Origin of the sequence: Phycicoccus sp. HDW14 (assembly GCF_011383005.1) — a bacterium.
In the GTDB taxonomy this organism is placed as follows: Bacteria; Actinomycetota; Actinomycetes; order Actinomycetales; family Dermatophilaceae; genus Phycicoccus.
Genome location: NZ_CP049935.1, coordinates 1 through 23,419, shown reverse-complemented (window position 1 = coordinate 23,419; position 23,419 = coordinate 1). Strand labels below are relative to the sequence as shown.

The window sequence follows — 23,419 nt, the reverse complement described above, 5'->3', positions numbered from 1 at the left end:
GTGCGCGCAGGAATCCACGCCCGAGTCAGTCAAGACCAGGGCGGCCGCTCCCGGTCGGTCCCCGAGCAGGTCGAGGAGTCCATGGCGTGGGCTGCCCGCGAGGGCTGGGACGTCGTCGAGGTCATCCGCGAGACCGGCTCGGCCTCTCGCTACGCCAAGACGGCCCGCCCCGGCTGGGACGCCCTCGTCGAGCTCGTATCCTCCGGTCGGATCGACGTCCTGCTGACGTGGGAGCACTCCCGCGCCACCCGCTCGCTCGAGGCCTACACCGACCTGCGCCGGCTCTGCGCCGAGAACAACGTCTCGTGGGGCTACATGGGCACCGTCTACGACCTGGCCAAGCGCGCCGACAGGTTCCGCACCGGCCTCGACGCACTCCTCGCCGAGGACGAGTCCGCCCGCAACAGCGAACGGATCCAGCGCACGATGCGCTCGCGGGCGCTCGAGGGCTCCCCCGTCGGGCGGCTGCCGTACGGGTACCGGCGGGTCTACGACGACACCACTGGAGAGCTGCTGCGCCAGGTCCCGGACGAAGAGACCGCGCCGGTGGTGCAGGAGATCTACCGGCGGGTCGTCGCCGGCGACCCGATCTACCGGATCGCGGCCGACCTCACCGCGCGCGGCGTGCCGACGCCCCGACCGCCGTTGAAGCGGTCCGGGGCGGCGGGGTGGCTGCCGGCGTCGGTCAAGCGCATGGTCCAGCGCCCCACGTACGCCGGCCTGCGGGTGCACCGGGGCGAGGTCATCGGCGAGGCGCAGTGGCCGGGCCTGGTCGAGCGCGACACGTGGGAGCAGGCCCAGGCGGTGCTGCAGCACGTCAGCGCGGGACAGCCGCGGATCGACCGCGCCGTGAAGCAGCTGCTCTCGGGCATCGCGAAGTGCGGTGAGTGCGGCGGCCCCATGGTCCACCACACCGACCGCGGCTTCTCGACGTACGCCTGCAAGTACTGCTCCAAGGTCACCCGTCGGCGCATCCCCGTCGATGAGCACGTCGTCGAGCGGCTGATGTTCGTCCTGTCCAACCTCGACACCCCGGACCCCGACACGGCCACCCCCGAGCTCCTCGAAGCCGAGGCCGAGGTGACCGCGCTCCGGGCGCGGCTCCGCGGCTTCGTCGACGGCGCCGCCGATGGCGCGGTCTCGCTGGTCTCGCTCGCCCGGATCGAGGCCAAGCTCCTCCCCCAGATCGAGGAGGCCGAGCAGCGCGCGCGCCGGCTGCGGAGACCGCCGTTCCTGGCGTCGCTGGACCTGTCGGATCCCATCGCGATGTGGAGGGGCATGGACCTCGGCCAGCAGCGCACCCTCCTTGCCGAGGCCGTCACCGTGAGGATCCTCAAGGCCGGCCCGCAGGCTCGCGGCCGGAAGACGTTCGACCCCAACCTGATTGACGTGCGCCCGCGATGGTGACCCTGCTCAGTTCACGAGCACGAAGATCACAAAGCCGACGACCACCGGCAGCACAATCACGATCGGCGCAAGCATCAGCCCGAGCTGGATGTTCGACATCCACGCCTGCGCTCGCAGCGCCCGGTAGGCCTGCACGTTCGGGTCCCGTCGCGACCGCGCCACCTTCTGAGGTCGAGCGGCACCCTCCGAGCGACTGCGAGCCCAGGTCTCGTCGACGGCCTGCTTCTGCTCTGCCAACGCCGCGCGCTGGCCCGAGAACTTCTCCTTACGCGCAGCCTCGGCCTCGGCGAACCTGGCGCGGCGCTGCTCCTTCGTCCGCTTGTGCCACGGCACCTCGCGCCAGTCCTGATCGGCCATAGGCATTCCCCTTCGCATCCGCAATCCGGCTGTGACTCAACTGGCCTGCCCGCCCCCGCTAACCAGCGCTGCTCTCGGCGCGAGCAACCACGGCGGCTAGATCGAGCCCAACAGCATCACAAAGCTTGATCGTCTCGGCCAAGCTCGCTGGCGACTTCGCAGCCAGCATCCGAGAGACCTGGCCCTGGGACACCCCGATGAGTTCGGCCAGCTGTTCCTGACTCATCCCTGAGGCCTTCCGCGCGTCGTCGATCTGCTTCATCACGCGCATCTCGACGTCCATGAGGCGCTGCTTCGCTGCGTTCGGCACGCCCATGAGTCTGGCACGTCGGGAAGAAATCCGATCAGGGTACTTGTACTTATGCAGTTTCGCATTTATGTTGTACCGCATGACGCCCGAGCAGTTCATCCCAGCAGTCCTCGCGGAGATCCGCGCAGAGCTCGGTCGGCAGGGCGTCAACGTGACGCGGCTGTCGGCCGTCACCGGGATCTCGCAGCCGTCTCTCTCGCGGAAGCTGCGCGGCGAGAGCCCCCTTGGCCTGCTGGACACGCTCCTGATCTGCGACGCGTTGCACGTCACCGTCCCCACCCTCCTCGGCCGCGCGAGCGACATGGCGGCGGCGTGATGGTCACCGTAAGCGAGACCACCCACGGCCCGCAGGCGAACAAGCGTTCGACTGTAAATGACGTCGAGACCGCGGCGCAGTGGTGGGAGCGAGTGCGGGCCGAGCACGGCCCCCCGCCGGCCCGCTTGGGCCAGCTGTACCGGGCGACGTGTCAGGCCGTCGTGGACCGCGGCGAGCGGGCCGTGCCCCGCACACGGGTCGCAGGGGGGCGGTCCTGATGGTGTGGATTCGAGTCGAGGACCGGATTCGCCCGATCGACGGCAATGGCGCTGTCAGCGACCTGCTGTTCCGTCGCTCCTCAGTCGAGGGCGATCAGACCGTCGGGGCGGTCGTTGAGCAGCGCGACGAGCGAACCGCCCGGGATTCGGAGGGTCTGGCCGTCGCCAAGATCCACCATGACCGCGACTCCGTTGCGCTCGCTGTCCCGGACCTTGTCCATGAGCTCGGCACCTTCGGCGGTCGAGATCTCGAAGGTGTACCTGTCGACGCAGAACCACATGGCGTCTCCGCTCTCCGGTGGCGCTCCTTGCGGCGCCGTCTGCGCACGGTAGCGCGGCTCGTGGCGAGGGGCGAGCGGTGATGGCCACCGTGACCCGGGTCGACGCGCACGGCTTCGTGCGGTGCGACCTGTGCGGGCAGCGCTTCAAGAACCACCACTCGTGCCGGTCGAGCGCGCTGGGCTACACACCCCGCCGCCCGGAGGGTTTCGAGGACCTCGTCGCCCAGGCCGCCGAGCAGGAGCGCGTCGAGCGTGCCGCCGGCGCCCAACTGACGTTCGACGACGTCGCGAACCCATGCACCCGTTGCGGCGCCACCGACCGGCACGTCGACGTGGAGTCCGGCCTGTGCACGAAGTGCATGGCCGCCGACGCCCGCGAGCAGGCCGCGCGCGTCGCGGACTGGTACGCCCCGGGCGGCCCCGGCCGCTCTCCGCCCTAGACCCGGGGCGGCCGCCACCCCTGTGTCGGGTCCGGGCTCACCACGCGCAGCTGTAGGGGCAGCGCACCGAGCCGTCAGGACCTTGCGGCGGCCGTCCCGACCTCAGTCCCCGGCCAGGCGAGACCGGCCACCTGTCGAGCGGAGTCCCCCCCTCTGTTCCGGGGCACGCCTCTCGCCTGGTCGGGGACCACCTCACCACCGCACCACCCCAGCCGAACAGCCGAACAGGAAGCGAGGTCCCGTGATGGACCAGCCGACCACCGCAGAACACCACCCCTCCCCCGCCGATCTGGCGGGCACCGTCCGCCCGATCCGGCCCTCGGTCGCCGACGTCGATGCCCCCGCGGCCCAGGTCATCACCGACGACGTCGACGACATCCTGATCGCCCTCGGTGAGCCCGGCCCGGGCGAGGCCGACGCGGGCATCGCCGTGCAGGTCCAGCTCCTCTCGACGAGCCGCCAGCGCAGCCTCTTCGCCGCCCTGATGCGTGGCCGCGTCGCGTACGTCATCGTCCCTTCCGGCGGCAAGACCCACGGCCAGACCCTGACCGTCCGGTTCCGCCACCGCGCCGAGCTCAAGGTCACGTTCGCAGCGGCCGCCGTCGCCGACCTCGACGCCCGCGGCCTCTGGCTCGTCGACAAGGACCTGCTCCCGTGACCGCCGTCGCGACCCGCCGCCCCGCCGCCAGGCAGCACCCGGCCCTAGCCGACGCGATCGAGCGCCGCCTGCTGCGCCTGTCCGCCCGGCTCGCCGCGCACTCGGTCACCCTCCGCGAGGCCACCGACGAGCTGTACGCCATCCACCTGCGCCAGCAGACGATCAGCGCGCAGACCTCCGCGCTCCGGATGCCGGCCCCGCTCGCTGACGCCTACGTCCAGACCGCGGCGTCGTCCGCGCTCCTCGAGGTCCGCGTCGACGAGCAGGCCTCGGCGCTCGACATCGCCCGCGCCGAGCGTCCACTCGGCGCAGTCCTGGTCCTCGCCGACGGTTCGACCGAGGGCGCACGCCCGGTCCCGGCCCGCGAGCCGCTCGACGTCAAGGACCTGTGGTGACGACCGCGACAGTGTCGGCCGGCCCGAGCGTGGAGCAGGCAGTGCAGGCCGAAGAGCGAGCGTGGTCTCGCAGCGGGGCGCTGGGCAGGCAGTGCGCCGCAGCCTTGCGGCGCGGTGATGCCGACACGGCAACGGAGCTCGCGCATCAGACCTTCGCTGCCGAGGAATGGTGGGCGGAGACCTTCCAGCAGCTCAAGGACCTACGGCGACTCAACAAGGCGCTCTCGGGAGGTGCGTCGTGGTCCTGACCCGCCGCGGCCGCCTCGTCGTCCGGTTCACCAGGACCGTCGCCGCCGCACTCGCGCTCGTGGTCGCGTTCCGGGCCGCCGCCGAGTTCGGCCTCGCCCACCCCGCCGGCAACGCCTGGGCCCTGCCGCTGCTGATCCTCGTGCTCCTCGGCCTCGTGACCCGGTGGTTCATCCGCAGCGCGGACCGCTCCCCCTTCGACCAGCGAGCCGGACGCTCCCAGCTCGACGCACTCGACCTCCCCACCACCAGTCAGGACCTTCGATGAACCGCACCCGCATCCTCGCCGCGACGCTCCTCCTGGTCGTCGGCGCCCTCACCACGGCCGTCCCCGCGCTCGCGACCGGGCACGGCGAGACCACGACCCGCACCTGGTACCTGCCGGCCGGGATCGACCCGACGACGGATCCGTTCGGCGACTGGTGGCCCCAGACCGTCGAGGTCGTCGAGTGCTCGTGGCGACAGGTCGACACCTACCGGTACGAGACCCACCACGACCGGCGCGTCGTCGACGCCCTCGACGACGACGGGCTGCTGACCATCGCCGGCGGCGTCCCGGAGGACCAGGCCGTCTACCTGAGCCACCAGTTCCTGCCGCCCGGCCCGGGATGCTCGAGCACTCCCTCGCCGAGCCCCACCCCCACCCCGTCGGAGACCGTGTCGGTGCCGACGCCGTCGGTGACGCCCAGCGGCACCCCGACGCCGTCCGAGACGCCCTCGTCGACGCCCACGCCCACGGAGACCCCGAGCGGCACCCCAACGCCGTCCGAGACGCCGAGCCCGTCGCCGACACCGTCCGAGACGCCCTCCCCCACGCCCACGGAGACCCCGTCCGAGACGCCGTCGTCGACCCCGACCAGCACACCGTCGACGACGTCGTCCTCGAGCAGCAGCCCGTCGACGAGCACGAGCGCCACCCAGCTGCCGGTCACGTCGTCGACGACGAGCCCGGCGCCGGCGGTCACGCAGCGCGCCCAACTCGCGGCCACCGGGCCGCAGGACGTGCAGCTGACGGCGCTGCTCGGCGGTGCCATCCTCTTCGCCGGCATCGTGACCCTCGTCGCCGCCCGCCGCCGGGGTGAGCGCCAGTGAGCCTCAACGGAGCCCGGTCGTGAAGCGCGCGACGGTCTCACAGGAGCTCGAGGTGCGCCTCGTGGAGGTGGCGCTGCGCCAGTCCGTGGCGAAGGCCGCCGAGGTCACCGGGCTGTCCTACCCGCACGCCGCGGAGATCGCCCGCACCCACGGCTACCCCGACACCGAGGCGATGCGGGCCTCGCTCGAGCAGCTTCGCGCGGCCGCCCAGGAGAAGCCGGCCGCGGCCGCCGAGGCGATGACCGGTCGCACCCTCGTCACGGTGGCGCTCGCAGACGTTCACCCGGACCCGGACAACCCGCGCGAGGACCTCGGCGACGTCGACGAGCTGGCAGAGTCGATCCGCCAGTCCGGTCTCCTGCAGCCGATCGTCGTCCGCCGCCACGGCGCCGCCCTGGTCGTCGTCGCCGGCCACCGCCGCCTCGCCGCGCTGCAGCGCTTGGGCCACGCCTCCACCGAGGTCATCGTCTCGAAGGACCTCCGTCCCGACGACGTGCTCGCGGCGATGCTCATCGAGAACGGCCAGCGGCGCGACCTCTCACCGATGGAGGAGGCGCGGGCGCTGAACCGGCTCAAGGTCTCGAAGAGCTGGACCGGCCAGGAGCTCGCGAAGCGGATCGGACGCTCCGACTCGTTCGTGAGTAACCGCCTCGCCCTGCTCAACCTCTCGACCGAGCAGCAGGACCTCGTCGAGGCCGGCCAGATGGGCGTCACCCAGGCGAGCACCGTCGGCCGTGCCCGGGCCGGCACAGCTCGCCCCCACGCCACCTACCGCTTCCACCTCGGCGCGGAGCACCCGCTCGCCGGTCGCGTCCGAGCACGCTGCCTCAACGAGCACGGTCGCGGTGCACGACAGATCGGGATGACCGGGTGCGGTGAGTGCTGGGAGCACGTCATCCGCGCCGACGAGTCCCGCCACGCCTACCGGCGCTCCCTCGACGAGGGCCAGTGCCGCGTCTGCGGGCAGCCCGTCGAGGGTCACGAGCAGGACCTCGTGGAGGTAGCCGGATGACGCCGCGCGCCGTCGTCGTCGAGGAGGTCGAGCACTTCCTGGGGTTCGGGGACCGGCCGCTGTCGATCGCCTCCCACCTCGGGATGCGCCCTGAGTCGATCGCCCGGGCCCTGTACCGGGCGGAGCGCCCCGACCTGGCCAACCGGTTCGAGCAGCTGCGCGGCCGGACGTGGCTCAAGCCGCCTCGCCCTCGCACCCACCCCTGCGCCGACTGCTCGAAGCAGGTGACCCGCAACGCCGTCCGCTGCCGGGAGTGCCACGCCCGCAGCCGAGCTCGCGCCAATGGCGGCCGATTCATGGGGAGGGCCGCGTGAGCACCAAGAGCGACGAGCGGATGCGTCTGCGCTTGACGGCGCTCGCCGACGAGGTGCGGACCTGGTGCAAGGCGATCGACCACGTCGACCCGGCGTGCCAGTGCCGGCTCGCCGAGCAGCCCGGCTTCCAGGCCCTCGACAACGTCTCGTGCACCTCGGGCCGCCGGTGCCGCGGGATGACCGTCCTCGTCGTGCGCACCCACATGGGGATGCTCCGGCTCAACACCCGCCACCTCGCCGCGGCGCAGGTCCCGCAGATGCTCGAGGACCTCAAGGCGTTGTTCGACGAGCTCCCCACCACGACCGCCTGGCGCCCGTTCGCGGAGCGCCTCGCAGCGACCCTCGACACCGGTCGCGACCCCAGCCGAACCACAGCCGAAGGAGCACCACCGTCATGACCGCCACCGCCACCACCCCGACCGCGCAGACCCGCCTCGAGCACGTCGCCCTCTCGCAGGTCAAGGCCCACCCGGACAACGTCCGCCTCGACGTCGGCGACGTCACCGACCTGGCCGCCTCGGTCGAGTCCGTCGGCCTCCTCGAGCCGCTCGTCGTCGCCCCGCCGCACACCGGCATGACCGCCCGGTCGATGGGCAAGGCGACCTGGCTGCTGATCGCCGGCCACCGCCGCCTCGCCGCGGCGAAGAAGGCCAAGCTCACCACGGTGCCAGTCCTCATCCGCGAGGACCTCACGACCCGCGGCGCACAGATCGAGGCCATGCTCGTCGAGAACCTGCAGCGCGTCGACCTCACCCCCGTGGAGGAGGCCGACGCCTACCAGCTCCTCCTCGACATCGACGGCCTCACCCAGAAGGCGCTCGCCGCCAAGGTCGGCCAGCCCGCGACCCGGATCCGCGACCGCCTCAAGCTCGCGAAGATCGGCGAGGCCGCCCGCTCGGCGCTGCAGGCCCACCAGGTCACGATCGAGCAGGCCCTCGAGATCTCCGAGTTCGACGATGACCCCAAGGCCCAGAAGACGCTCCTCAAGGCCGTCGGCTCGAACAACTACACCTTCACCCTCAACAGCGCGCGCCGGGAGCGCGAGGAGGCCGCGGCGCTCGCGGTCCGGCTCGAGAAGCTCAGCGAGGCCGGCGTCACCGTCCTCGCCAACCAGCCGAAGGGGTCGAAGCACCTCGAGGACCTGCTGCCGAACTTCCCGCGCACCTGGGGGACGACGGCAAGATCGACGCCGCCGAGCAGCGGACGCACAAGGACTGCCCCGGCCGGGCCACCTACTGGGTGACGGAGTACTCGAGGAAGAAGCTTGTCCACGGGTGCACCCAGCCGAAGCTGCACCCGAAGCCCAAGCCGACGAAGACCAAGGCTGAGCTCAAGGCCGAGGCCGAGCTGGCCGCCCTCAAGGACGAGCTGACGAAGAGCGCCGGAGCGGCCGCCGAGGCGCGGGCCACGTTCCTGCGCGACCAGCTGGCGAAGGTCTCCGACCCCGCCGTCGTCCGGACTCGCCTGCAGGCCCTCGTGGTCGACGCCTTCCAGTTCGACGTCTCCTGGGCCCGGGACCTCAAGGGCGCCCGCGTGATGCTGGACATCCTCGGGGCACCCGTCCCCGAGGTCGTCAAGGGCACCGACGAGGAGCAGCAGACCGACGACCTCGCGGAAGCGCTCGGAGAGGCCCTCGTCGGGCTCAACGTCAACGCCCTGGTCCTCGCCCTTGACATCGCGACCCACATCGCCGGCGAGACGAGCCTGCGGAAGGTCGACCCCTACCCCGGGCTCCACACCTACGGGGCCCCCGGCCGCGCCTGGACCGCGACCCTGACGGCGTACGGCTACCCGTGGTCCGACTGGGAGCGGGACCGGTTCACCGGCACGGAGTACTCCCAGTCGGGATCCGCCAGGTGGAACGTCGACGGGCCCGTCGCCGATGAGCCGGCCGACGGGCCGGCCGACGACGAGCTCGGCGGACCGGACGAGACCGCCTGATGGAGATCCTGACCTGCCTCGTGCTCATCGTGCTCGCCGCGGTCGGCGTCGCCCTCGCGATGTTCTTCACCTCACCGATGACGGTCGGCAGCGCCGTCGTCACCGTGCTCTGCGCTCTCCTCGGCATCCTCATCGTCTCGAGGGGCCCACGCCGATGACCACCCAGACCGCCCCCGACGACGTCGCGGCCATCACCGCCCAGGCCGCCCGCATCGCGAAGTACTGCGCGGCCATCGACGACGCCCTTCCGATCCCCGTCACCGCCGACGAGTTCGACCGCCTCGTCAAGGCCGTCGTCGCGCTCGCGGACGAGGAACAGGCCCACCTGCACGACCTGGCAGTGCTCGCCGGCAGGGTCGTGCAGCAGGCCGACCGGACGAATGCCACGGTCTTCGAGCACGGTGCCGCACCGCACCGGGACGCCCTGCACGTCGTCGTCGGCGTCGACGGCTGGGGAGGCCTCCTGCACGTGCACCCTCGGCTCGACGTCGACCTCGGCCGCGACATCACCGACGGAGACCGGGTCCCCCTCGTCCGATGGGACATCCCGCTCTTCCGCTCGCTCGAGCTCGCCGACGCCCTCGACCTACTGACCCAGCTCGGGCACCTGCTCGACGCCGGGATCGAGGCGCCGACCTTCTGGGACGACGAGGCCCGCGCGCTGCGCGAGGCCCACGAGCACCTCGTCCGCACCGGCCGCGTCGTCCGCGACGACGACACCGGCCAGATCCGCTTCCCCGACACCGAAGGAGCCGAGCTGTGAGCGTCGAGTGGGAGTGGGCCACCGACCAGGTAAAGCCGATCGCGGACCGCCTGATCGCGGACGTGAAGCAGCACGAGGACCTCAAGCACGCCCAGATCCTCTACGTGTTCCGCGACGTGCACGCCGTCGCGCGCGGCCGGGCCATCCTCGGCAAGGCGCGCAAGATCGCCGGCCTGTCGCAGTTCCTCGTCGACGACGAGTCGGTCGGCGTCCCGCTGTTCGTGCTCGAGTTCCCGAAGGACCTGTGGGAGGGCATGAAGCCGGAGCAGAAGCGTGCCCTGGTCGACCACGAGCTCTCGCACCTCGCGGTCGAGCGGAACGGCGAGGGCGAGTGGGTCGGCCGCACCCGCGGCCACGACGTCGAGGAGTTCCTCGGGGTCATCCAGCGCAACGGCCTCTGGAAGGCCGACGTCGCCGCCCTCGTGAAGGCCGGCGCCGGCCAGATGCCGTTGGACTTCTACGACCCGGACGCCATCGACGACAAAGACGTCGAGGAGGCCCCGGCCGAGCCCGGGCCGGCCGTCGAGGAGATCTCCGAGCCGCCAGCTGACGACCCCGAGTGGGATGAGGCCGCGCCGCGCACGGGCCTGCGCGTCGTCCCTGACCCCTTCGCCGCGACGGGAGCCACCCCGTGAGACTTCCGCCGCCCGGCCACGGATACCGCCCGAAGCCGTCCGGACGCGCCGAAGTCCCCCGTCCCCCCGCCGGGGACGCAGGCGTGTCCGCACTGGACTCACTTCACGCCGCTGCGCTCGTCGCTCTCTCACAGTGGATCGACGCTGGCAACGCCGACCTCGACCCGGGGTGGTCACCTGGGCCCGGGTAGCGAAGATCGCCGAGGAGTGCGGCGAGGTGGTGGCCGCGTACATAGGTGTGACGGGTCAGAACCCGCGCAAGGGCGTCGCCGGCTCGATGGACGACGTCGTCGACGAGCTCCTCGACGTCGCCCTGACTGCGCTCGCAGCCGTCGAGCACCTGACCGGCCACCGCGGCGAGGCGCTCGGTCTGCTGAACCGCAAGATCGTCCGCACCGGCATCCGCGCCGGGGTGATCACCTGATGGCTGACTTCATCTACACGGACCCGACGAACGGGCGGGATTGCGAGATTCACGACGTCACGAGCGTGGAGTTCGCCCCGGCGCACGTGGTCTTCCGCAGAGGTCGACGGATCCTCCTGGCCGAACTCAACGAGCGGGTGGACCACCTGGGCCAAGTGGGCGACACCCCGCTTGCCCAACCACCTCCGGACAGGTCATGGATCGACTCGCCCACTCCGCGCCTTCCAGATCCGGGTCGGGGACGATGACGCTCGCTGCCTCCCAGACCGCGCAGAGCTGCCCCACGTGTGCTGAGGACCCGAAGGCGGCGCCGGGCCGATACTGCCCTGGCTCGGTCTGCTACTGCTCGCACGAGGCGTGCCCCTCGTTCGCGGCGGACGTCGTGCGGCACCTGGTCCCAGAGACCGTGCCGGACAACGTGATCCCGCTCGCCGAGCGACGGAGGTTGTCGGCGTGAGCGGCGCGGACGAGGTCCTCGACGACATCGACGCCGCCCTCGAGGACTACGTCGAGTGGAACGGCGGGGTCGATGCCGCGTCGTGGTCGGCCGACGGCTCTCACGAGGTCGACACCGGCGGCGAGTACTACGGCGCCGACATCGCCCGACGGCCTTGGGCCAGCCTCAGCAGCATGTACGCCGCGGTCACCGAGCAGCTCGGCGACGAGGACGACTGGCACCGCCTCAACGCGGCGATCCTCGGAGCCAGCCGCCAGCTTCAACGCGCTACGGAGGAGCGGCGTCGCCAGCTGGCGGCGGAGGTGGCCCGGCTGCGTGCGCACCCGCTGTTCATCGACGAGGCGTGGCAGATGGAGGGCTGGCAGCTCGAGCGGGTCGCCCAGATCCTGCTCGAGCACCCTGCCAACGCCCTGCACGACTCGATCGTCGTCGGCAGCGGCCCACGAACCCGGATCCTCCCGCGCAACCCCGGCGTCTTCATCATGCACAGCACCGAGTACGCGGAGGACGCAGGCTTCGCCCGGGCGACCCTCGACAGGTTCACCGACCAGCAGCCCGCCGAGCCGTCCCAGCCTCAACTGGACGACGCTCGCCGATCGAGGGACCGCCGCACCGGCCGAGAGGCCCAGCAGAGCCCGTACGGCCCCGCACAGCGGGCGGGCGGCCGATGACCAGCACCAGCGCCCCGCGGGCTCGTGAACGCGCCTTGACGGCCCTCGAGAGCGAGGCGAAGTACTTCCGCGAGCGGGCCGCCATCGACGACGACGTCCCCGACGTGCGCGACCTCTGGCTGGCGCTCGCGGACAGCCTCGACGGCTACGTCGACATCCAGCGCGGACGGGCGATCGCCGCCCCGCTCGAGGCCCTGCTCTTCGACGTGCACCCGCCGCCCTAGGCACCCCAGCCGCCTCGAACGCCCTCGACTCGATGGAGCACCCCACCGAATGCCCTGGCTCAAGTCCAGCGACAAGTCCGGCCTGCACATCCGTGTGCTGGCCATCCGGCGCACCCATCGCGCCGACGCTCGCTCGGCCAACGAGGTGTTCGGCTTCGTGTCCCGCTGCGCCACGATGTCGGCCGGCTACATGACGGACTACGTCGTCGACATCGGCACCGCCGAGCTCATCGGCGGCGACCGCGCCCAGCTGCTGCTGCGCCAGGCCGTCGAGGCCGGTCTGATGACCGCCGAGGGCCGCGGCCGCACTCGACGCTGGCGCATCGTCGAGGACGACGACCTGTGGCACATCCGCCTCAAGGAGGACGTCGCCTGGGACCGCCAGCGCGACCAGGACCGCCGCAACCCCGAGCTCACCGCCCGGGTGCTCCTGCGCGACGGTGACCAGTGCCGCTACTGCCGTGTCGTGCTCGTCAGCTCGAAGGACACCCGCTCCGGGCGCGGCGCCACCTACGACCACCTCAACCCCGGCACCGCGGCCACGTTCGAGACCTACGTGCGGTGCTGCCACAAGTGCAACTCGACCTTCAAGCACATGCCCCGACCCGAGAAGGAGACCCACCTGCTCCCACCCCCGCCCATGCCCTACTTCTCGAAGGCCTCCGGCAGCCGCAAGAGGGTCGAGGACTTCCTCGGCCACCCGGTGCCCGCCGCGAACGACCCCTTCGAGACCCAGTCCACGAGCTCGAGAGGTTCCGCAGCCACAGGCGCGCATCCGGGCGAGCAGGGAGGTGCCGCAGCCACAGGCGCGACCTCCCACGAGGGTGCCGCAGCCGCAGGCGCGACCCTCGAGCCCCTCGGCGGGGCGCCGCCGGGACCACCGTGGTCCGAGGGTGGACGCCGGGCCGGGACGGGACGGGCCGGGCCGGGTCAGGCAGGGACTGGGGCGGGAGCGCCCCCTGCCCAGCCTCAGCCTGCCCAGAGATCTCGTGGTGCTCGAGGCCGTCGTGGTGGTGACCAGTGACCAAGGCGAAGACAGCGAGGACGACGGTGGCCCAGTCACGCAAGCCTGAGCCGGCGGGACCGCTGACGCTGACGCAGGTGGTGGCCCAGCTGGTGGATGAGTTCTACGACCCGCGGGACGTACCTGCTGGCCACCGGTGCTCGACGGAGGGCCCGGCCCGGTGCTCGCACGAGGAGATCGCTCACCGTGCCCTGCTGGTCCGCCTCGCGTCGATCACCATGCCCGGCACCGGCGCGCCGCGCGACCCTGGCGTGCCGAAGGCCAAGAGCCAGAAGGGATCACCGGCGCCGTGGGCGGCCGGCCCGGCCCACCTCGTCGACGAGGTCCACCGCGGCGCCATCCGCTTCGACCACCTGCTGCGCGAGGCGCTCGACCTCGGGCCCCTCCACGTTTACCGAGGCGTCGCGTCGAAGCCGCGCATCGGCCCCGTGCACCCCGCCGGCCAGTGCAAGCACCCCACGTGCCAGCCGATCCGCAAGAGCATCACCACCGTGTCGTCGGCGACCCCGTCGGACATCGCCGGTCCGGCCGCCCTGCGCGGGCTGCCGCTCCTCGTCGATCTGCTGCTCGAGCACGACCCGACGCACGCCCTCGTCGCCGGCGCGCTGGTCGATCCCGGCCACCCTGAGCGAGGCCGGTCCTGGGGCAAGGTCGAGCGCACCGTTCGCCGCTGGCACAAGGAGGCGCGAGCCCTGACCGGCCACAAGGACAAGCCGGTGGTGCTGCGGCAGCGTCACAACCCGTTCGCCGGGCAGAAGTGGGCCGGGCCGACGTGCGAGGACGCCTGGTCGTGCGGGCACCTGTCGTGCCGGCTGCTGTTCATGGCCCCGCGGCCGGCGTGGGAGGCGGCGGCCTGCCCGGGCTGCGGCTCCATCGGCTTCCCGTGGGACCCGACCTGGGGCGTCCTCCGCTGCGACCACCCGCGCTGCCGCGACGAGAACGGCCGCCGCCAGGCCTGGTCGATGGAGGCGTTCATGCGACCGATCACCGAAGTGTCCGACGCGTTCCGGAGGCAGCTGCCATGACCACCACCCCGCCCCGTCCCGGGATCGTCCTCGGCGGCCCGGCCACTGAGACCGAGTGCCTGACCGAGGACATCGTCTCGACCGAGGCCGCGGCCCACCGTGTCGGTGTGGCCACCGACCAGTTCAAGACCTGGGCTCGCCGCCGCGGGCTCAAGCCAGCCGTGAGGGTCCGCGTCGGGAGGTCGACCCGCGCCGGCTGGTCGCTGGCCGCGGTGCTCGACGCTCAGAGCGCGAGGCGTTGACCTGGTGCCTCTGCAGGACGATGCGTGGCGGTGCACGATCTGCGGCGAGCACTACCCGGTCCCGACGCTCGCCCGCACCTGCGAGTCGCGACACGATCCCGATGGTCATCCACCCTCGCTGCCTAGTCGGCGCGTCGACGTAGCCTTGGAACTGTGACCGATGACCACGACGGGCCGAGTGAGAGGCCCGAGACGTTGGGTGACGTGATCCGTCGCGGCCCAAGGGCGCCGATGAGTGACGAGACGAGGGCAGCGCTGGCCCGGCTTACCCGCCAGCTGCGCGAGACCCGGGTGGACGTGTTATCGCCCGCTGCCGTCAAGATGGTCCGCGAGTCGCAGGCTCGCGCGGCATCTGCTGTCGGCCCAGGCCCGGCCAAGGTTGCCGCCGCGGGCGACCCGATCATGAAGGCCGCCAAGTCGCTCGATGAGTCTGCGATGAAGCCCAGCCGGATCCTTGCTGAGCGCGAGGCCGAGCGCCGGCGTCAAGAGGAGGAGGCGGATGAGAGAGCAGAAGCCATCGGCCGGCTGATCGCAGAACCTATTGAGACGACGGCCGACCTCCTGCGCCCGGTGCTCGAGGAGATCGCCAAGAGCACTCACGCGACGATGGAGCTGCAGGCGGCGCAGGCCGACGAGCTCGGGCGCGAGTCGAAGCGATCGCGCATCATCCTCGGCACCGCCATCGCCGGTGTCGTCATCGGCGTCCTTGGCCTCATCATCACCGGCATCGGCGTCGCGGTTCAGCTGATCGGCACACCCGGCGGGTGACACGCTTGTAGTTCGATCGGGCCGGTGTTACCGTGAATGCCAGCGGACGAACTCTGTCCACGAAGGCCCAGCCCATGCGGCTGGGCCTTCGTCGCGCCGCCAGAAAATCTCGACCCCCTCAGGGGCCCGGACCCCTCCGACCCCCTTCCTCTCTCCCCCCGGGGATACCAATGGTGCCCAGGAGGAAACATTCGGGGCCCTCGCGAAGTTAGGTCGGTCCCAGATGGCTCAGCCGGACCCGTACGGCGCCGATCACCAGCGTCGACGCGCGCTGGCGATCGAGGAGGCGTACAACACGCCCTGTCCTCGCTGTGGGCTCCCGATGTTGAGGGGTCAGAAACTCCACTTCGGTCACACGCGCGACCGGGCGATCGAGCCCTGGTCGAAGGCGGACCGGATCGAGCACGCCGACTACGACGACTGTCCTCTCGGCGGGAACACAGCCGCCGGCGGCGTGCTCGGCCGCCAGATCCAGGACCTGCAGCCCTCACGCGTCTGGTGACGCGCCGGCGGGCGCGGTCGCCTCCCGAGGAGTCAGCCGATGACCCAGACCACCCGCCGCTTCCAGCTGCAGCGCGACCACGACGTGTCCGGGATCTCCGGAACCGGCATCGTCGCAGAGGGCGTGGAGTTCTCCGACGGCGTCGCCGTGGTGCGCTGGCTCGGCGAGCACCGGTCAACCGTCGTGTGGCCGTCGATCGACTCGGTACGACACATCCACGGTCACGGCGGCGCGACGCGCGTCGTGTTCGTCGACTGACCCCGTCATGGCCAGCAGCGACTACAGGCCGCGGACGCTGTCGAAGACGGCGCTGCGCGATCTTCGTGTTCTCGAGCTCGTGGCGCAGGGCAAGGGCTTCGACGAGGTCGCGGCGCTCTGCGGGTACGCGAACCGCTCGGGCGCGCACAAGGCGTACCACCGCGCGCTCAAGGCGAGATCGGCCGACCTGAGCGACGAGCAGATGCGCGTGCTCGAGCTGCACCGGCTCGACATCCTCACGGACGCGGTGTGGGAGGCGGCGATCAGCGGCGATCTCGCGGCCGTCCGTGAGGCGCACCGCCTGCACGTCGCGCGTGTGCGCCTGCTCGGCCTGTCGGTCGCGCCGGGCCGCTCCAACGGCCGCGGCGAGCCGGAGGAGGACGGCGACGACGAGGGTGTCGTGACTGGGCCGGACCGCATGGAGCAGCTGCGAGAGGAGCGTGCACGCCGTGCGGCTGAGCGCACTTCTCGAGCCTGACGCCGACTACGAAGAGCGCGACCTGCCGCTGGGCTGCCAGACCCCGACCGACAGCCTGGTGCCCGAGTCGGCCTTCTCGCACGGCGAGGACGCGATCACGCTCGCGGAGTACTGCGGCTACGACCTCATGGACTTCCAGCGCCAGGGTCTCGTCGAGAAGCTCGGCGCGAACATGGTCGAGCAGCGCGACGGCACGTTGATCGAGCGCTGGGCCGCCGGCGAGACCGCGGACGTGATCTCGCGCCGCAACGGCAAGTCGTTCGAGATCGAGATCCTGATCCTGGCCGGGCTGTTCATGCTCGGTGAGCGGAAGATCATGTACACCGCGCACCGCGACGACACGGCGCTCGAGGTCTTCAACAACGTGGTCGCCGCGATCCAGCGCACCCCGAAGTTCTGGGCCGAGCTCGACGAGGCCGGCCCGCGTCGCGCAAACGGCCAGCGCGCGATCAAGCTGCGCAACGGCGCGGTCTGCTACTTCCGCACGCGCACGATGGACTCGGCTCGCGGGCAGGGGTACAACCGGCTGATCCTCGACGAGTCGCAGAGCCTTACCGAGGAGCACCTCGCGGCGCTGATGCCGCTCGTCACCGGTGCCGAGAACGCGCAGATCAACTACGCCGGGTCCGCCGGCGGGATGCGCGCCACGATCCAGGCGAAGCTGTGGCGCTCGTACAAGAAGAAGGAGCGCGGCCTCTGCTACCGCGGCTGGCACCTCGACCCTGACGAGGACTTCGACGACCTCGACAAGATCGCGGCCGTCAACCCACGGCTCGGCCGCGGACTGTCGTACGAGTTCGTGGCCAAGGAGTTCTCGCGGATGTCGCGCCAGGACTTCGGCCGGGAGCGCGGCGGCGCGTCGACGTACCCCCGCGAGGAGGGTGCGGGCTGGCTCGTGCCGGAGAAGGCGTGGGCCCGCGCGCAGGACGCCGAGTCCGCGATCGCGTCGGGGAGCACGCCGCGGTACGTCCTCGAGGCCGACCCGCAGCTGGAGCGCGGCACGATCGGTGTCGCCGGCCGACGGTCTGACGGCGCGATGCACATCGAGGTCATCGACCACGAGCCGGGCGTCGCATGGATGCTCGAGCGGTCCCGCCAGCTGGTCACCGACCACGGCGGCGAGCTGTGGGTCGACCCGAAGGGCCCGTGCGGCTTCATGCTCGGCGACCTCGCCGAGGCCGGCGTGCCGGTGAAGCTCTTCGACGCCGACGACCTCAAGAACGCGTGGACGTGGTTCTACACCAACGCAAACCCGCGACCGCTGCCTCCCGAGCCGGGCGAGGACGTCGACCCCGACGCACCGCGCCCGGTGCCGGCCCCCGGTGTCCGGCACCGCGGCGGCAAGCTGATGACGCAGGCGCTCGCGGCCGCCGAGCTGCGCAAGCTCCTCGACCGGCACACCCTGCGCCGCACGGTCTCGACCGAGGTCAACCAGGGCCCGATCGTCGCGCCGATGCTCGCCGGCTACGCCGTCGGCAAGAGCGAGCGGGACGTCAAGGAACCGCCTCCGTCGCCCGTGCGCGCCACGGGCGCCGAGGGCCGCCGCACCCCGCCCCAGCGCCGAACCCGGCGCACCCGTGACGTCGACGTCGCGACGACCGGCTTCTGACCTCGAGGAGGTGCTCTGTGGCTGAGGAGACCCCTCCCCCGTCGCCGAAGAGCGCTCGCACGCAGGCCGGCGTCCGCGAGGTCGGCTACGCCGTCGCCCCCGAGTCCGCCAACGACTGGTGGCAGCCCGGCGGCATCGAGGAGGAGACCACACCCGAGCTCGCGTGGCCGCTGAACCTCGCGGTCTACGACGCCATGCGCAAGCAGGACGCCCAGGTCGGGTCAGTCCTGCGGGCGGTCACCTTCCCGGTGCGCTCGACGACGTGGCGGATCGACCCGAACGGCGCTCGCGACGAGGTCGTGCAGCACGTCGCCGGCGACCTCGGGCTGCCGATCAAGGGCGTGCAGGACGTCGCACCCGGGCGGCTGCGGGACCGGTTCTCCTGGTCGACGCACCTGCGGCACTCGCTCCTGATGCTGCCGTTCGGGCACATGGCGTTCGAGCAGCTGTACCGCTACGACGAGGCCGCGAACCTGCTGCACCTGCGCAAGCTCGGCCCGCGGATGCCGCGCTCGATCGCCAAGTTCAACGTCGCCCGCGACGGCGGCCTGATCTCGATCGAGCAGAAGGGCGTCGGGACCGACCCGAAGGACATCACCATCCCGGTCTCGCGGCTGGTGATGTACGTCAACGAGCGTGAGGGCGGCAACTGGCGCGGCATGAGCCTGCTCCGGACGGCCTACAAGAACTGGCTGCTCAAGGACCGGCTGCTGCGCACCGAGACGATGACGATCGACCGCAACGGCCTCGGTGTCCCCGTCTACACCGCGGCCGAGGGCGAGAAGAGCCTCGACGCCGGCCAGGACATCGCCAGCGGCTTCCGCTCCGGCGACAACGCTGGCGCCGCGATCCCCAATGGCGCACTGCTCAAGCTGCTCGGCGTCGACGGCCAGCTGCCGGACGCGCGCAAGCCGATCGAGTACCACGACCAGCAGATCGCCCGGGCGGTGCTCGCGCACTTCCTCAACCTCGGCACCCAGACGGGGTCGTGGGCGCTCGGCTCGACCTTCGCCGACTTCTTCACACAGTCGCTGACGGCGGTCGCGCAGGACGTCGCCGACGTCACGACCGCGCACGTCATCGAGGACCTGGTCGACCTCAACTACGGCGAGAACGAGCCCGCCCCGAAGCTCGTGTTCGACGAGATCGGTTCCAACGCAGGAGCGCTCGCCGTCGCCATCAAGACGCTGGTCGACGCCGGCGTCCTCACCCCCGACGAGGGGCTCGAGGCGCACGTGCGCCTCGGCCTCGGGCTGCCCACGAAGACCGAAGGAGACACCCGTGACAACTCCGCTGCGTGACCCCGGCGCCGAGGTGATGGCCGCGCTGAACGACGCCGGCCCGCCGCCGGCGGCGCTCGACGTGCCGCGCATGCGGTTCTGGGGCGAGAAGAAGCCGCCGAAGAACCGCTCCGAGATGTGGTCGGTCACCGTCGCGGCCGCCGGCGACGGGGAGTCCTCCTCGGCCGGCAGCTCTTCGACGGCCGGCTCCGTGGCCACGCTGCGGATCTACGGCCCGATCGACGCCTGGGGCGGCTGGTGGGGCATCAGCGCCCGGGACGTCGCCGAGGCGCTCGACAGCCTGCCCGACGACGTCGTCGAGATCCGCGCCCGCATCAACTCCCCCGGCGGTCACGTCTGGGAGGGCATGGCCATGCTGAACATGCTTCGGGCCCACAAGGCGAAGGTGGTCGCGGTCGTCGACGGCGTCGCGGCATCGGCGGCCTCGGTGATCGCCTGCGGCGCCGAGGAGACCGTGATGTCTCCCGGCACGCAGATGATGGTGCACGACGCCTCCACGTTCGCCTACGGGCCGGCCGCCCTCATGCGCAAGGCCGCCGACTTCCTCGACTCGACGTCCAACGCGATCGCCTCGGTCTACTCCGAGGTCGCCGGCGGCACCGACGAGGAGTGGCGCGCGGTCATGGTCGAGGAGACCTGGTACACGGCCAAGGAGGCCGTCACGGCCGGGCTGGCCGACCGGGTCGGCGTCGTGGCCGACGCCGGCGAGACGAGCACCGCGGCTCCCGACGAGCCGGACGTCCTCGAGGAGGACATCGAGGTCGAGGACCGCTTCGACCTCTCGATCCACATGCACGCCGGGCGCTCGCACGCCCCGGCCCCCAAGCAGCCGGCCGCGTCCGCGGCCGGTTCCCCGTCTCCGGCCGCTGCGGCGCCCAGGGACACCTCACAGGAAGGAGCGTCTGCGATGAACGACACGCAGATGACCGCCCTGCGGCAGAAGCTCGGTGTCTCCGCGGACGCCGATGCCGACACCGTGCTCGCCGCCGTCGACGAGGCCCTCGGGGAGCGTGCGACCAGCGCGCCGACCGCGCCGGGCACCGTCGCCGTCGACGAGGGCACCCTCGCCCAGCTCCGGGAGGACGCGGCCGCCGGCCGCCAGGCCCGCAACGAGCAGCTCGAGGCCGACCGCGTCGCCGTCGTGGCGGCGGCGATCCAGGACGGCCGCATCCCCGCGGCCAGGCGTGACCACTGGCTCGGCCAGCTGCGCGCCGACGACGAGGGCGGCCGCACCGTCCTCAACAGCCTCGCCAAGGGCACGATCCCGCTCGCGGAGCTCGGCCACGCCGACGCCGCGGACGACAAGACCGTGACCGACGAGTACGAGGAGATGTTCCCCGAGCACGCCCGCCAGAAGCAGGAGGCCTGAGTCATGGGTGACTACACCCCCGTCGTCGCCGGCGGCCAGCCGGAGACGTTCACCGCGTCCGCCGCGGTCACCGGCGGCACCCCGGTCGAGGTGACCGGCAACATGCAGGTCGGCCCCGCGGCCAGCGGCACGCAGAAGTACGTCGGCATCGCCGGCCACGACGCCCCCGCGGGCGAGAAGGTCACGGTGCACATGCCGGCCGGCTCGATCGAGGAGGTGGCCGTCTCGGCCGCCGTCACGGCCGGCCAGCACGTCAAGGCCTCCGGCTCCGGCCGCGTGGCGCCCTTCACCGTCGGCACGGACGCGGAGGTGCTCCGCCTCGGGCTGTGCGTCTCCGGCCAGGCGACCGTCGGCCAGACCTGCCGTTACCTGACGGCCTGAGCAAGGAGAACGACATCATGGGTGCCATCTACCCCAGCGTGCCGACGCAGGCCGAGATCGACATCGCGCGCCTGCACCAGTTCATGAAGGACCCGACGAAGGTCAACCGGCTCGTCAACGACGAGAACGCGAACACCTTCCTGTCGGACTTCATCTTCCCGACCACGATCGAGACGAACGGCGCGGTCCTCTACGAGGTCTCCGCCGGCGTCTACCTCACCCGGAACCCGGAGGAGGTCGCGCCCGGCGCGGTCTACCCGCGGGCCATGCCGACCGACGGCGACGCCGCCTTCGCGAAGGTGCCGAAGGTCGGCATCGACGTCCCGGTCACCGACGAGAAGCTCCTCGAGTCCAACCGGGACGAGATCCAGCGTGCGGCCCGCCAGGTGGGCCGCTCCGTGCGCCGCCAGATCGACACCCCGGCGGTGGCGATCGTGCAGACCGTCGTGACGAAGACCGTCGCCAAGGACGCCAAGGGCTGGTGGTACACCATCAGCAAGGCGGTCGGCGAGGTCAACAACGAGCCCGAGGACTACGAGGCCGACACGGTGCTCGTGCCGTGGGACAAGTGGGCCGACGTGGCCTACGACGTCCTCGGGATCCTGCCGCGGGAGAACCAGAACGGCGTCGTGCAGACGAACCGCCTCCCGGAGATCGCCGGCATCACGATCGCGCCCGCGGTCATGCCGGCCGGGTCCGACCCGGTCGTCCTCGACCGGAAGGTCTTCGGCTCGCGCGCCTTCAAGCGCATCCCGTCGCCGGAGTACACCGGCGACCCGAAGACCGGCATCGAGACGTGGACCCGGCGCAACCCGCTGGGCAACGACGAGACGCTGATCCGCGGCCGCCGGCCCATGATCGCGATCGCCCAGGAGCCGCGCGCGGCCCGGCGGATCACGGGGGCCTGACATGGGCCTCACGTACACCGCCAACGTGCCGCTCTGCGTCCGGGTCAAGGACAAGGAGAAGGTCGTCGACAAGGGCGACAAGATCCCCGACGGCGTCGACCAGTCCGTCCTCGACGCGCTGCAGCGTTCGGGCCTCGCGTCCGTGATCGGCGAGAGCGCCCCGCCCGCGCCGCCGCAGGTGACGGTCCCGGAGGCGCTGCCGGCCGAGCGGGACACCCGCGAGGTCTGGGAGGCCTACGCCGGCGTCGTCGGCGTCGACATCGCCGAGTTCACCGCGGAGAAGAAGCCGGTCCTCGTCGCCGCGGTGACCAAGGCCGACGAGGAGCGGGCGAAGGCCCGGGCCAAGGAGCAGGCCGAGGCGGCCGCCGCCGAGGCCGAGCGCCTCGAGGCCGAGAAGAAGAAGGCCGCGGCCGGGTCCTGACGACCGGCTGACGCCACCTCCCCGCAGACCGCCCGCCCGGCCCTCTTCCCCCAAGACGGCCGGGCGGGCGCCTGCTGCCCCACAGCGCCTCGAGGAGGTCCCCGGCATGACAGTCCTCTTCGACGCGGCCAAGCTCGGCAGCTGGCTCGGGTACAGCACCGGCGACGTCGACGACGACCAGTGCGCCGCGGTGCTCGAAGTTGTCGAGGGCTGGATCCTCGGCGCGACCGGCTGGAACGACATCCCCGCCGAGCCGGCGAAGCCGCTCAGGGCGTGGGCACTCGAGCTCGGCGGCATCGCCTACGAGAACCCCACGAGCCAGACCGACGACCAGACCGACCTGGTGCGCTCCTCGTGGCGTGACCGGCGCTCGCAGATCCTCGCCGAGATCCGCACGTGGTCTCAGTCCAACGGCTCAGCCGTCGGCGGCCAGCTCTCGCCCCGCGGCTCGTTCCCACCGGCCCGCCCGTACCCGGACCCCGCGGACCGCCGCTACCCGTTCGGCCTGCGCCCATGAGGCGCCTCAGCCCGCGCCAGGCGCGCGAGGTCATCATCGTGACCCCCGCCGGCGGCCAGAGCTCCGACGCGCCCCTGCCCGGCGACCCCGTCCCGGTGCGGGTCGTCTACTCCCCCGGTCGCAAGCTCGTCCGTGACCGCGAGGGCGTCGAGACCGTCGCCGAGGTGACCGTGCTCGCCGCCCCCGAGCACAACCCCGACGTCGACGACCTCGAGCAGCTGCTCTCCCCCGGTACGGCGGTCACCGTCCGCGGCGACCACCGCGAGGTCATCAGCTCCGCCCCGGCCATGAACCGCGGGCGCGTCATCTACGTGGCGGTCAGCCTCACCTGATCGCGAGGAGGGTCCGATGCCTGTCTCCTCCGACGTCAGCTTCGACGACGCCCGCCGGCGGATGCGGCGTCGTCTGCCCCGGGCGCTCGACCGCGCCGGCCACGTCGTGCTCGACGCCTCGAA

General features: G+C 71.8%; 37 protein-coding genes. 34 read left to right on the top strand and 3 right to left on the bottom strand.

Features of this window, described 5'->3' with window-relative positions:
* The gene (locus G7075_RS00185; protein ID WP_166117832.1) at positions 1 to 1,407 is read left to right on the top strand and encodes a recombinase family protein; all 1,407 of its coding nucleotides are present in this window, start codon (positions 1 to 3) and stop codon (positions 1,405 to 1,407) included.
* A gap of 6 nt (positions 1,408 to 1,413) precedes the next feature.
* Here the strand turns inward: G7075_RS00185 and G7075_RS00180 are convergent, their stop codons facing one another.
* On the bottom strand, positions 1,414 to 1,764 hold the full coding sequence (locus G7075_RS00180) for a hypothetical protein (RefSeq protein WP_166117831.1): 351 nt from the start codon (positions 1,762 to 1,764) through the stop codon (positions 1,414 to 1,416).
* 58 nt (positions 1,765 to 1,822) lie between these two features.
* Complete coding sequence (locus G7075_RS00175) at positions 1,823 to 2,047, bottom strand: helix-turn-helix domain-containing protein (RefSeq protein WP_166117830.1); 225 nt, start codon at positions 2,045 to 2,047, stop codon at positions 1,823 to 1,825.
* A gap of 106 nt (positions 2,048 to 2,153) precedes the next feature.
* Here G7075_RS00175 and G7075_RS00170 point away from each other — a divergent pair, with 106 nt between their 5' ends.
* Positions 2,154 to 2,390, top strand: a complete 237-nt coding sequence (locus G7075_RS00170; protein WP_166117829.1) for a helix-turn-helix transcriptional regulator — start codon at positions 2,154 to 2,156, stop codon at positions 2,388 to 2,390.
* A gap of 298 nt (positions 2,391 to 2,688) precedes the next feature.
* On the opposite strand, the gene G7075_RS00165 is transcribed toward G7075_RS00170, so the two are convergent.
* The gene (locus G7075_RS00165) at positions 2,689 to 2,889 is read right to left on the bottom strand and encodes a hypothetical protein (RefSeq protein ID WP_166117828.1); all 201 of its coding nucleotides are present in this window, start codon (positions 2,887 to 2,889) and stop codon (positions 2,689 to 2,691) included.
* Between the two features lie 80 nt (positions 2,890 to 2,969).
* On the opposite strand from G7075_RS00165, the gene G7075_RS00160 reads away from it, so the two are divergent.
* The 32 genes from G7075_RS00160 to G7075_RS00005 all read left to right on the top strand — a co-directional run bounded on the left by G7075_RS00160 (position 2,970) and on the right by G7075_RS00005 (position 23,296).
* A complete protein-coding gene (locus G7075_RS00160; RefSeq protein WP_166117827.1) occupies positions 2,970 to 3,329 on the top strand; it encodes a hypothetical protein in 360 nt (119 codons plus the stop codon).
* 244 nt (positions 3,330 to 3,573) lie between these two features.
* Positions 3,574 to 3,987, top strand: a complete 414-nt coding sequence (locus tag G7075_RS00155; protein WP_166117826.1) for a hypothetical protein — start codon at positions 3,574 to 3,576, stop codon at positions 3,985 to 3,987.
* A complete protein-coding gene (locus G7075_RS00150) occupies positions 3,984 to 4,382 on the top strand; it encodes a hypothetical protein (protein WP_166117825.1) in 399 nt (132 codons plus the stop codon). Before G7075_RS00155 ends, G7075_RS00150 begins: the two co-directional genes overlap by 4 nt.
* Positions 4,379 to 4,630 carry a hypothetical protein gene (locus tag G7075_RS00145; RefSeq protein ID WP_166117824.1) on the top strand — a complete coding sequence of 84 codons (252 nt, stop codon included), beginning with the start codon at positions 4,379 to 4,381 and terminating at the stop codon, positions 4,628 to 4,630. Before G7075_RS00150 ends, G7075_RS00145 begins: the two co-directional genes overlap by 4 nt.
* A complete protein-coding gene (locus G7075_RS00140; protein ID WP_166117823.1) occupies positions 4,621 to 4,896 on the top strand; it encodes a hypothetical protein in 276 nt (91 codons plus the stop codon). The genes G7075_RS00145 and G7075_RS00140 overlap by 10 nt, the downstream gene beginning before the upstream one ends.
* Complete coding sequence (locus G7075_RS00135; protein WP_166117822.1) at positions 4,893 to 5,720, top strand: hypothetical protein; 828 nt, start codon at positions 4,893 to 4,895, stop codon at positions 5,718 to 5,720. Before G7075_RS00140 ends, G7075_RS00135 begins: the two co-directional genes overlap by 4 nt.
* Before the next feature lie 19 nt (positions 5,721 to 5,739).
* Entirely contained in the window at positions 5,740 to 6,732 is a 993-nt protein-coding gene (locus G7075_RS00130; protein ID WP_166117821.1) for a ParB/RepB/Spo0J family partition protein, read from the top strand.
* Positions 6,729 to 7,046, top strand: coding sequence for a hypothetical protein (locus tag G7075_RS00125; protein WP_166117820.1), 318 nt, complete (start codon positions 6,729 to 6,731; stop codon positions 7,044 to 7,046). The genes G7075_RS00130 and G7075_RS00125 overlap by 4 nt, the downstream gene beginning before the upstream one ends.
* Positions 7,043 to 7,444 (top strand): hypothetical protein, encoded by a 402-nt coding sequence (locus G7075_RS00120; protein WP_166117819.1) that lies wholly within the window; start codon positions 7,043 to 7,045, stop codon positions 7,442 to 7,444. The genes G7075_RS00125 and G7075_RS00120 overlap by 4 nt, the downstream gene beginning before the upstream one ends.
* Positions 7,441 to 8,289, top strand: coding sequence for a ParB/RepB/Spo0J family partition protein (locus G7075_RS00115; RefSeq protein ID WP_166117818.1), 849 nt, complete (start codon positions 7,441 to 7,443; stop codon positions 8,287 to 8,289). The genes G7075_RS00120 and G7075_RS00115 overlap by 4 nt, the downstream gene beginning before the upstream one ends.
* The gene (locus tag G7075_RS00110; protein ID WP_166117817.1) at positions 8,286 to 8,987 is read left to right on the top strand and encodes a hypothetical protein; all 702 of its coding nucleotides are present in this window, start codon (positions 8,286 to 8,288) and stop codon (positions 8,985 to 8,987) included. Before G7075_RS00115 ends, G7075_RS00110 begins: the two co-directional genes overlap by 4 nt.
* Positions 8,987 to 9,145 (top strand): hypothetical protein, encoded by a 159-nt coding sequence (locus G7075_RS00105; RefSeq protein ID WP_166117816.1) that lies wholly within the window; start codon positions 8,987 to 8,989, stop codon positions 9,143 to 9,145. Before G7075_RS00110 ends, G7075_RS00105 begins: the two co-directional genes overlap by 1 nt.
* A complete protein-coding gene (locus G7075_RS00100) occupies positions 9,142 to 9,750 on the top strand; it encodes a hypothetical protein (RefSeq protein ID WP_166117815.1) in 609 nt (202 codons plus the stop codon). Before G7075_RS00105 ends, G7075_RS00100 begins: the two co-directional genes overlap by 4 nt.
* A complete protein-coding gene (locus G7075_RS00095) occupies positions 9,747 to 10,385 on the top strand; it encodes a putative metallopeptidase (protein ID WP_166117814.1) in 639 nt (212 codons plus the stop codon). The genes G7075_RS00100 and G7075_RS00095 overlap by 4 nt, the downstream gene beginning before the upstream one ends.
* Positions 10,386 to 10,554: 169 nt before the next feature.
* Positions 10,555 to 10,809 carry a MazG-like family protein gene (locus G7075_RS00090; RefSeq protein WP_240917785.1) on the top strand — a complete coding sequence of 85 codons (255 nt, stop codon included), beginning with the start codon at positions 10,555 to 10,557 and terminating at the stop codon, positions 10,807 to 10,809.
* Between the two features lie 453 nt (positions 10,810 to 11,262).
* Positions 11,263 to 11,937: a hypothetical protein gene (locus G7075_RS00085; RefSeq protein ID WP_166117813.1), complete on the top strand. Its 675-nt coding sequence runs from the start codon at positions 11,263 to 11,265 to the stop codon at positions 11,935 to 11,937.
* Positions 11,934 to 12,161 (top strand): hypothetical protein, encoded by a 228-nt coding sequence (locus G7075_RS00080; protein ID WP_166117812.1) that lies wholly within the window; start codon positions 11,934 to 11,936, stop codon positions 12,159 to 12,161. Before G7075_RS00085 ends, G7075_RS00080 begins: the two co-directional genes overlap by 4 nt.
* Before the next feature lie 49 nt (positions 12,162 to 12,210).
* Positions 12,211 to 13,185, top strand: a complete 975-nt coding sequence (locus tag G7075_RS00075; protein ID WP_166117811.1) for an HNH endonuclease — start codon at positions 12,211 to 12,213, stop codon at positions 13,183 to 13,185.
* 77 nt (positions 13,186 to 13,262) lie between these two features.
* Positions 13,263 to 14,210 carry a hypothetical protein gene (locus G7075_RS00070; protein ID WP_166117810.1) on the top strand — a complete coding sequence of 316 codons (948 nt, stop codon included), beginning with the start codon at positions 13,263 to 13,265 and terminating at the stop codon, positions 14,208 to 14,210.
* Positions 14,207 to 14,452 carry a hypothetical protein gene (locus G7075_RS00065; RefSeq protein WP_166117809.1) on the top strand — a complete coding sequence of 82 codons (246 nt, stop codon included), beginning with the start codon at positions 14,207 to 14,209 and terminating at the stop codon, positions 14,450 to 14,452. Before G7075_RS00070 ends, G7075_RS00065 begins: the two co-directional genes overlap by 4 nt.
* Positions 14,453 to 14,605: 153 nt before the next feature.
* Positions 14,606 to 15,220, top strand: a complete 615-nt coding sequence (locus tag G7075_RS00060; protein ID WP_166117808.1) for a hypothetical protein — start codon at positions 14,606 to 14,608, stop codon at positions 15,218 to 15,220.
* A 223-nt stretch (positions 15,221 to 15,443) separates the two neighbouring features.
* Positions 15,444 to 15,722: a hypothetical protein gene (locus G7075_RS00055; RefSeq protein ID WP_166117807.1), complete on the top strand. Its 279-nt coding sequence runs from the start codon at positions 15,444 to 15,446 to the stop codon at positions 15,720 to 15,722.
* Positions 15,723 to 15,761: 39 nt separating this feature from the next.
* Positions 15,762 to 15,980, top strand: coding sequence for a hypothetical protein (locus tag G7075_RS00050; RefSeq protein WP_166117806.1), 219 nt, complete (start codon positions 15,762 to 15,764; stop codon positions 15,978 to 15,980).
* A 7-nt stretch (positions 15,981 to 15,987) separates the two neighbouring features.
* Positions 15,988 to 16,458 (top strand): hypothetical protein, encoded by a 471-nt coding sequence (locus G7075_RS00045; protein ID WP_166117805.1) that lies wholly within the window; start codon positions 15,988 to 15,990, stop codon positions 16,456 to 16,458.
* Entirely contained in the window at positions 16,430 to 18,067 is a 1,638-nt protein-coding gene (locus G7075_RS00040) for a hypothetical protein (protein ID WP_166117804.1), read from the top strand. Before G7075_RS00045 ends, G7075_RS00040 begins: the two co-directional genes overlap by 29 nt.
* A 17-nt stretch (positions 18,068 to 18,084) precedes the next feature.
* On the top strand, positions 18,085 to 19,368 hold the full coding sequence (locus G7075_RS00035; RefSeq protein ID WP_166117803.1) for a hypothetical protein: 1,284 nt from the start codon (positions 18,085 to 18,087) through the stop codon (positions 19,366 to 19,368).
* Positions 19,349 to 20,737, top strand: coding sequence for a head maturation protease, ClpP-related (locus G7075_RS00030; RefSeq protein ID WP_166117802.1), 1,389 nt, complete (start codon positions 19,349 to 19,351; stop codon positions 20,735 to 20,737). Before G7075_RS00035 ends, G7075_RS00030 begins: the two co-directional genes overlap by 20 nt.
* A gap of 3 nt (positions 20,738 to 20,740) precedes the next feature.
* Positions 20,741 to 21,118: a capsid cement protein gene (locus G7075_RS00025; RefSeq protein WP_166117801.1), complete on the top strand. Its 378-nt coding sequence runs from the start codon at positions 20,741 to 20,743 to the stop codon at positions 21,116 to 21,118.
* 17 nt (positions 21,119 to 21,135) lie between these two features.
* Positions 21,136 to 22,026: a hypothetical protein gene (locus G7075_RS00020; RefSeq protein WP_166117800.1), complete on the top strand. Its 891-nt coding sequence runs from the start codon at positions 21,136 to 21,138 to the stop codon at positions 22,024 to 22,026.
* Position 22,027: 1 nt separating this feature from the next.
* The gene (locus tag G7075_RS00015) at positions 22,028 to 22,447 is read left to right on the top strand and encodes a hypothetical protein (RefSeq protein WP_166117799.1); all 420 of its coding nucleotides are present in this window, start codon (positions 22,028 to 22,030) and stop codon (positions 22,445 to 22,447) included.
* Between the two features lie 106 nt (positions 22,448 to 22,553).
* The gene (locus tag G7075_RS00010) at positions 22,554 to 22,964 is read left to right on the top strand and encodes a hypothetical protein (protein ID WP_166117798.1); all 411 of its coding nucleotides are present in this window, start codon (positions 22,554 to 22,556) and stop codon (positions 22,962 to 22,964) included.
* Positions 22,961 to 23,296, top strand: coding sequence for a hypothetical protein (locus G7075_RS00005; RefSeq protein ID WP_166117797.1), 336 nt, complete (start codon positions 22,961 to 22,963; stop codon positions 23,294 to 23,296). Before G7075_RS00010 ends, G7075_RS00005 begins: the two co-directional genes overlap by 4 nt.
* The last annotated feature ends 123 nt before the right edge of the window (positions 23,297 to 23,419 follow it).

Bases quoted from the DNA above. Each gene is read 5' to 3' on its own strand.
- G7075_RS00020 (WP_166117800.1), top strand. From the start codon at position 21,136: ATGGGTGCCATCTACCCCAGCGTGCCGACGCAGGCCGAGATCGACATC.
- G7075_RS00055 (WP_166117807.1), top strand. From the start codon at position 15,444: ATGGCTCAGCCGGACCCGTACGGCGCCGATCACCAGCGTCGACGCGCG.
- G7075_RS00065 (WP_166117809.1), top strand. From the start codon at position 14,207: ATGACCACCACCCCGCCCCGTCCCGGGATCGTCCTCGGCGGCCCGGCC.
- G7075_RS00160 (WP_166117827.1), top strand. From the start codon at position 2,970: ATGGCCACCGTGACCCGGGTCGACGCGCACGGCTTCGTGCGGTGCGAC.
- G7075_RS00100 (WP_166117815.1), top strand. From the start codon at position 9,142: ATGACCACCCAGACCGCCCCCGACGACGTCGCGGCCATCACCGCCCAG.
- G7075_RS00010 (WP_166117798.1), top strand. From the start codon at position 22,554: ATGACAGTCCTCTTCGACGCGGCCAAGCTCGGCAGCTGGCTCGGGTAC.
- G7075_RS00180 (WP_166117831.1), bottom strand. From the start codon at position 1,764: ATGGCCGATCAGGACTGGCGCGAGGTGCCGTGGCACAAGCGGACGAAG.
- G7075_RS00005 (WP_166117797.1), top strand. From the start codon at position 22,961: ATGAGGCGCCTCAGCCCGCGCCAGGCGCGCGAGGTCATCATCGTGACC.
- G7075_RS00175 (WP_166117830.1), bottom strand. From the start codon at position 2,047: ATGGACGTCGAGATGCGCGTGATGAAGCAGATCGACGACGCGCGGAAG.
- G7075_RS00015 (WP_166117799.1), top strand. From the start codon at position 22,028: ATGGGCCTCACGTACACCGCCAACGTGCCGCTCTGCGTCCGGGTCAAG.
- G7075_RS00050 (WP_166117806.1), top strand. From the start codon at position 15,762: ATGACCCAGACCACCCGCCGCTTCCAGCTGCAGCGCGACCACGACGTG.
- G7075_RS00045 (WP_166117805.1), top strand. From the start codon at position 15,988: ATGGCCAGCAGCGACTACAGGCCGCGGACGCTGTCGAAGACGGCGCTG.
- G7075_RS00080 (WP_166117812.1), top strand. From the start codon at position 11,934: ATGACCAGCACCAGCGCCCCGCGGGCTCGTGAACGCGCCTTGACGGCC.
- G7075_RS00105 (WP_166117816.1), top strand. From the start codon at position 8,987: ATGGAGATCCTGACCTGCCTCGTGCTCATCGTGCTCGCCGCGGTCGGC.
- G7075_RS00135 (WP_166117822.1), top strand. From the start codon at position 4,893: ATGAACCGCACCCGCATCCTCGCCGCGACGCTCCTCCTGGTCGTCGGC.
- G7075_RS00025 (WP_166117801.1), top strand. From the start codon at position 20,741: ATGGGTGACTACACCCCCGTCGTCGCCGGCGGCCAGCCGGAGACGTTC.
- G7075_RS00115 (WP_166117818.1), top strand. From the start codon at position 7,441: ATGACCGCCACCGCCACCACCCCGACCGCGCAGACCCGCCTCGAGCAC.
- G7075_RS00170 (WP_166117829.1), top strand. From the start codon at position 2,154: ATGACGCCCGAGCAGTTCATCCCAGCAGTCCTCGCGGAGATCCGCGCA.
- G7075_RS00075 (WP_166117811.1), top strand. From the start codon at position 12,211: ATGCCCTGGCTCAAGTCCAGCGACAAGTCCGGCCTGCACATCCGTGTG.
- G7075_RS00125 (WP_166117820.1), top strand. From the start codon at position 6,729: ATGACGCCGCGCGCCGTCGTCGTCGAGGAGGTCGAGCACTTCCTGGGG.
- G7075_RS00165 (WP_166117828.1), bottom strand. From the start codon at position 2,889: ATGTGGTTCTGCGTCGACAGGTACACCTTCGAGATCTCGACCGCCGAA.
- G7075_RS00155 (WP_166117826.1), top strand. From the start codon at position 3,574: ATGGACCAGCCGACCACCGCAGAACACCACCCCTCCCCCGCCGATCTG.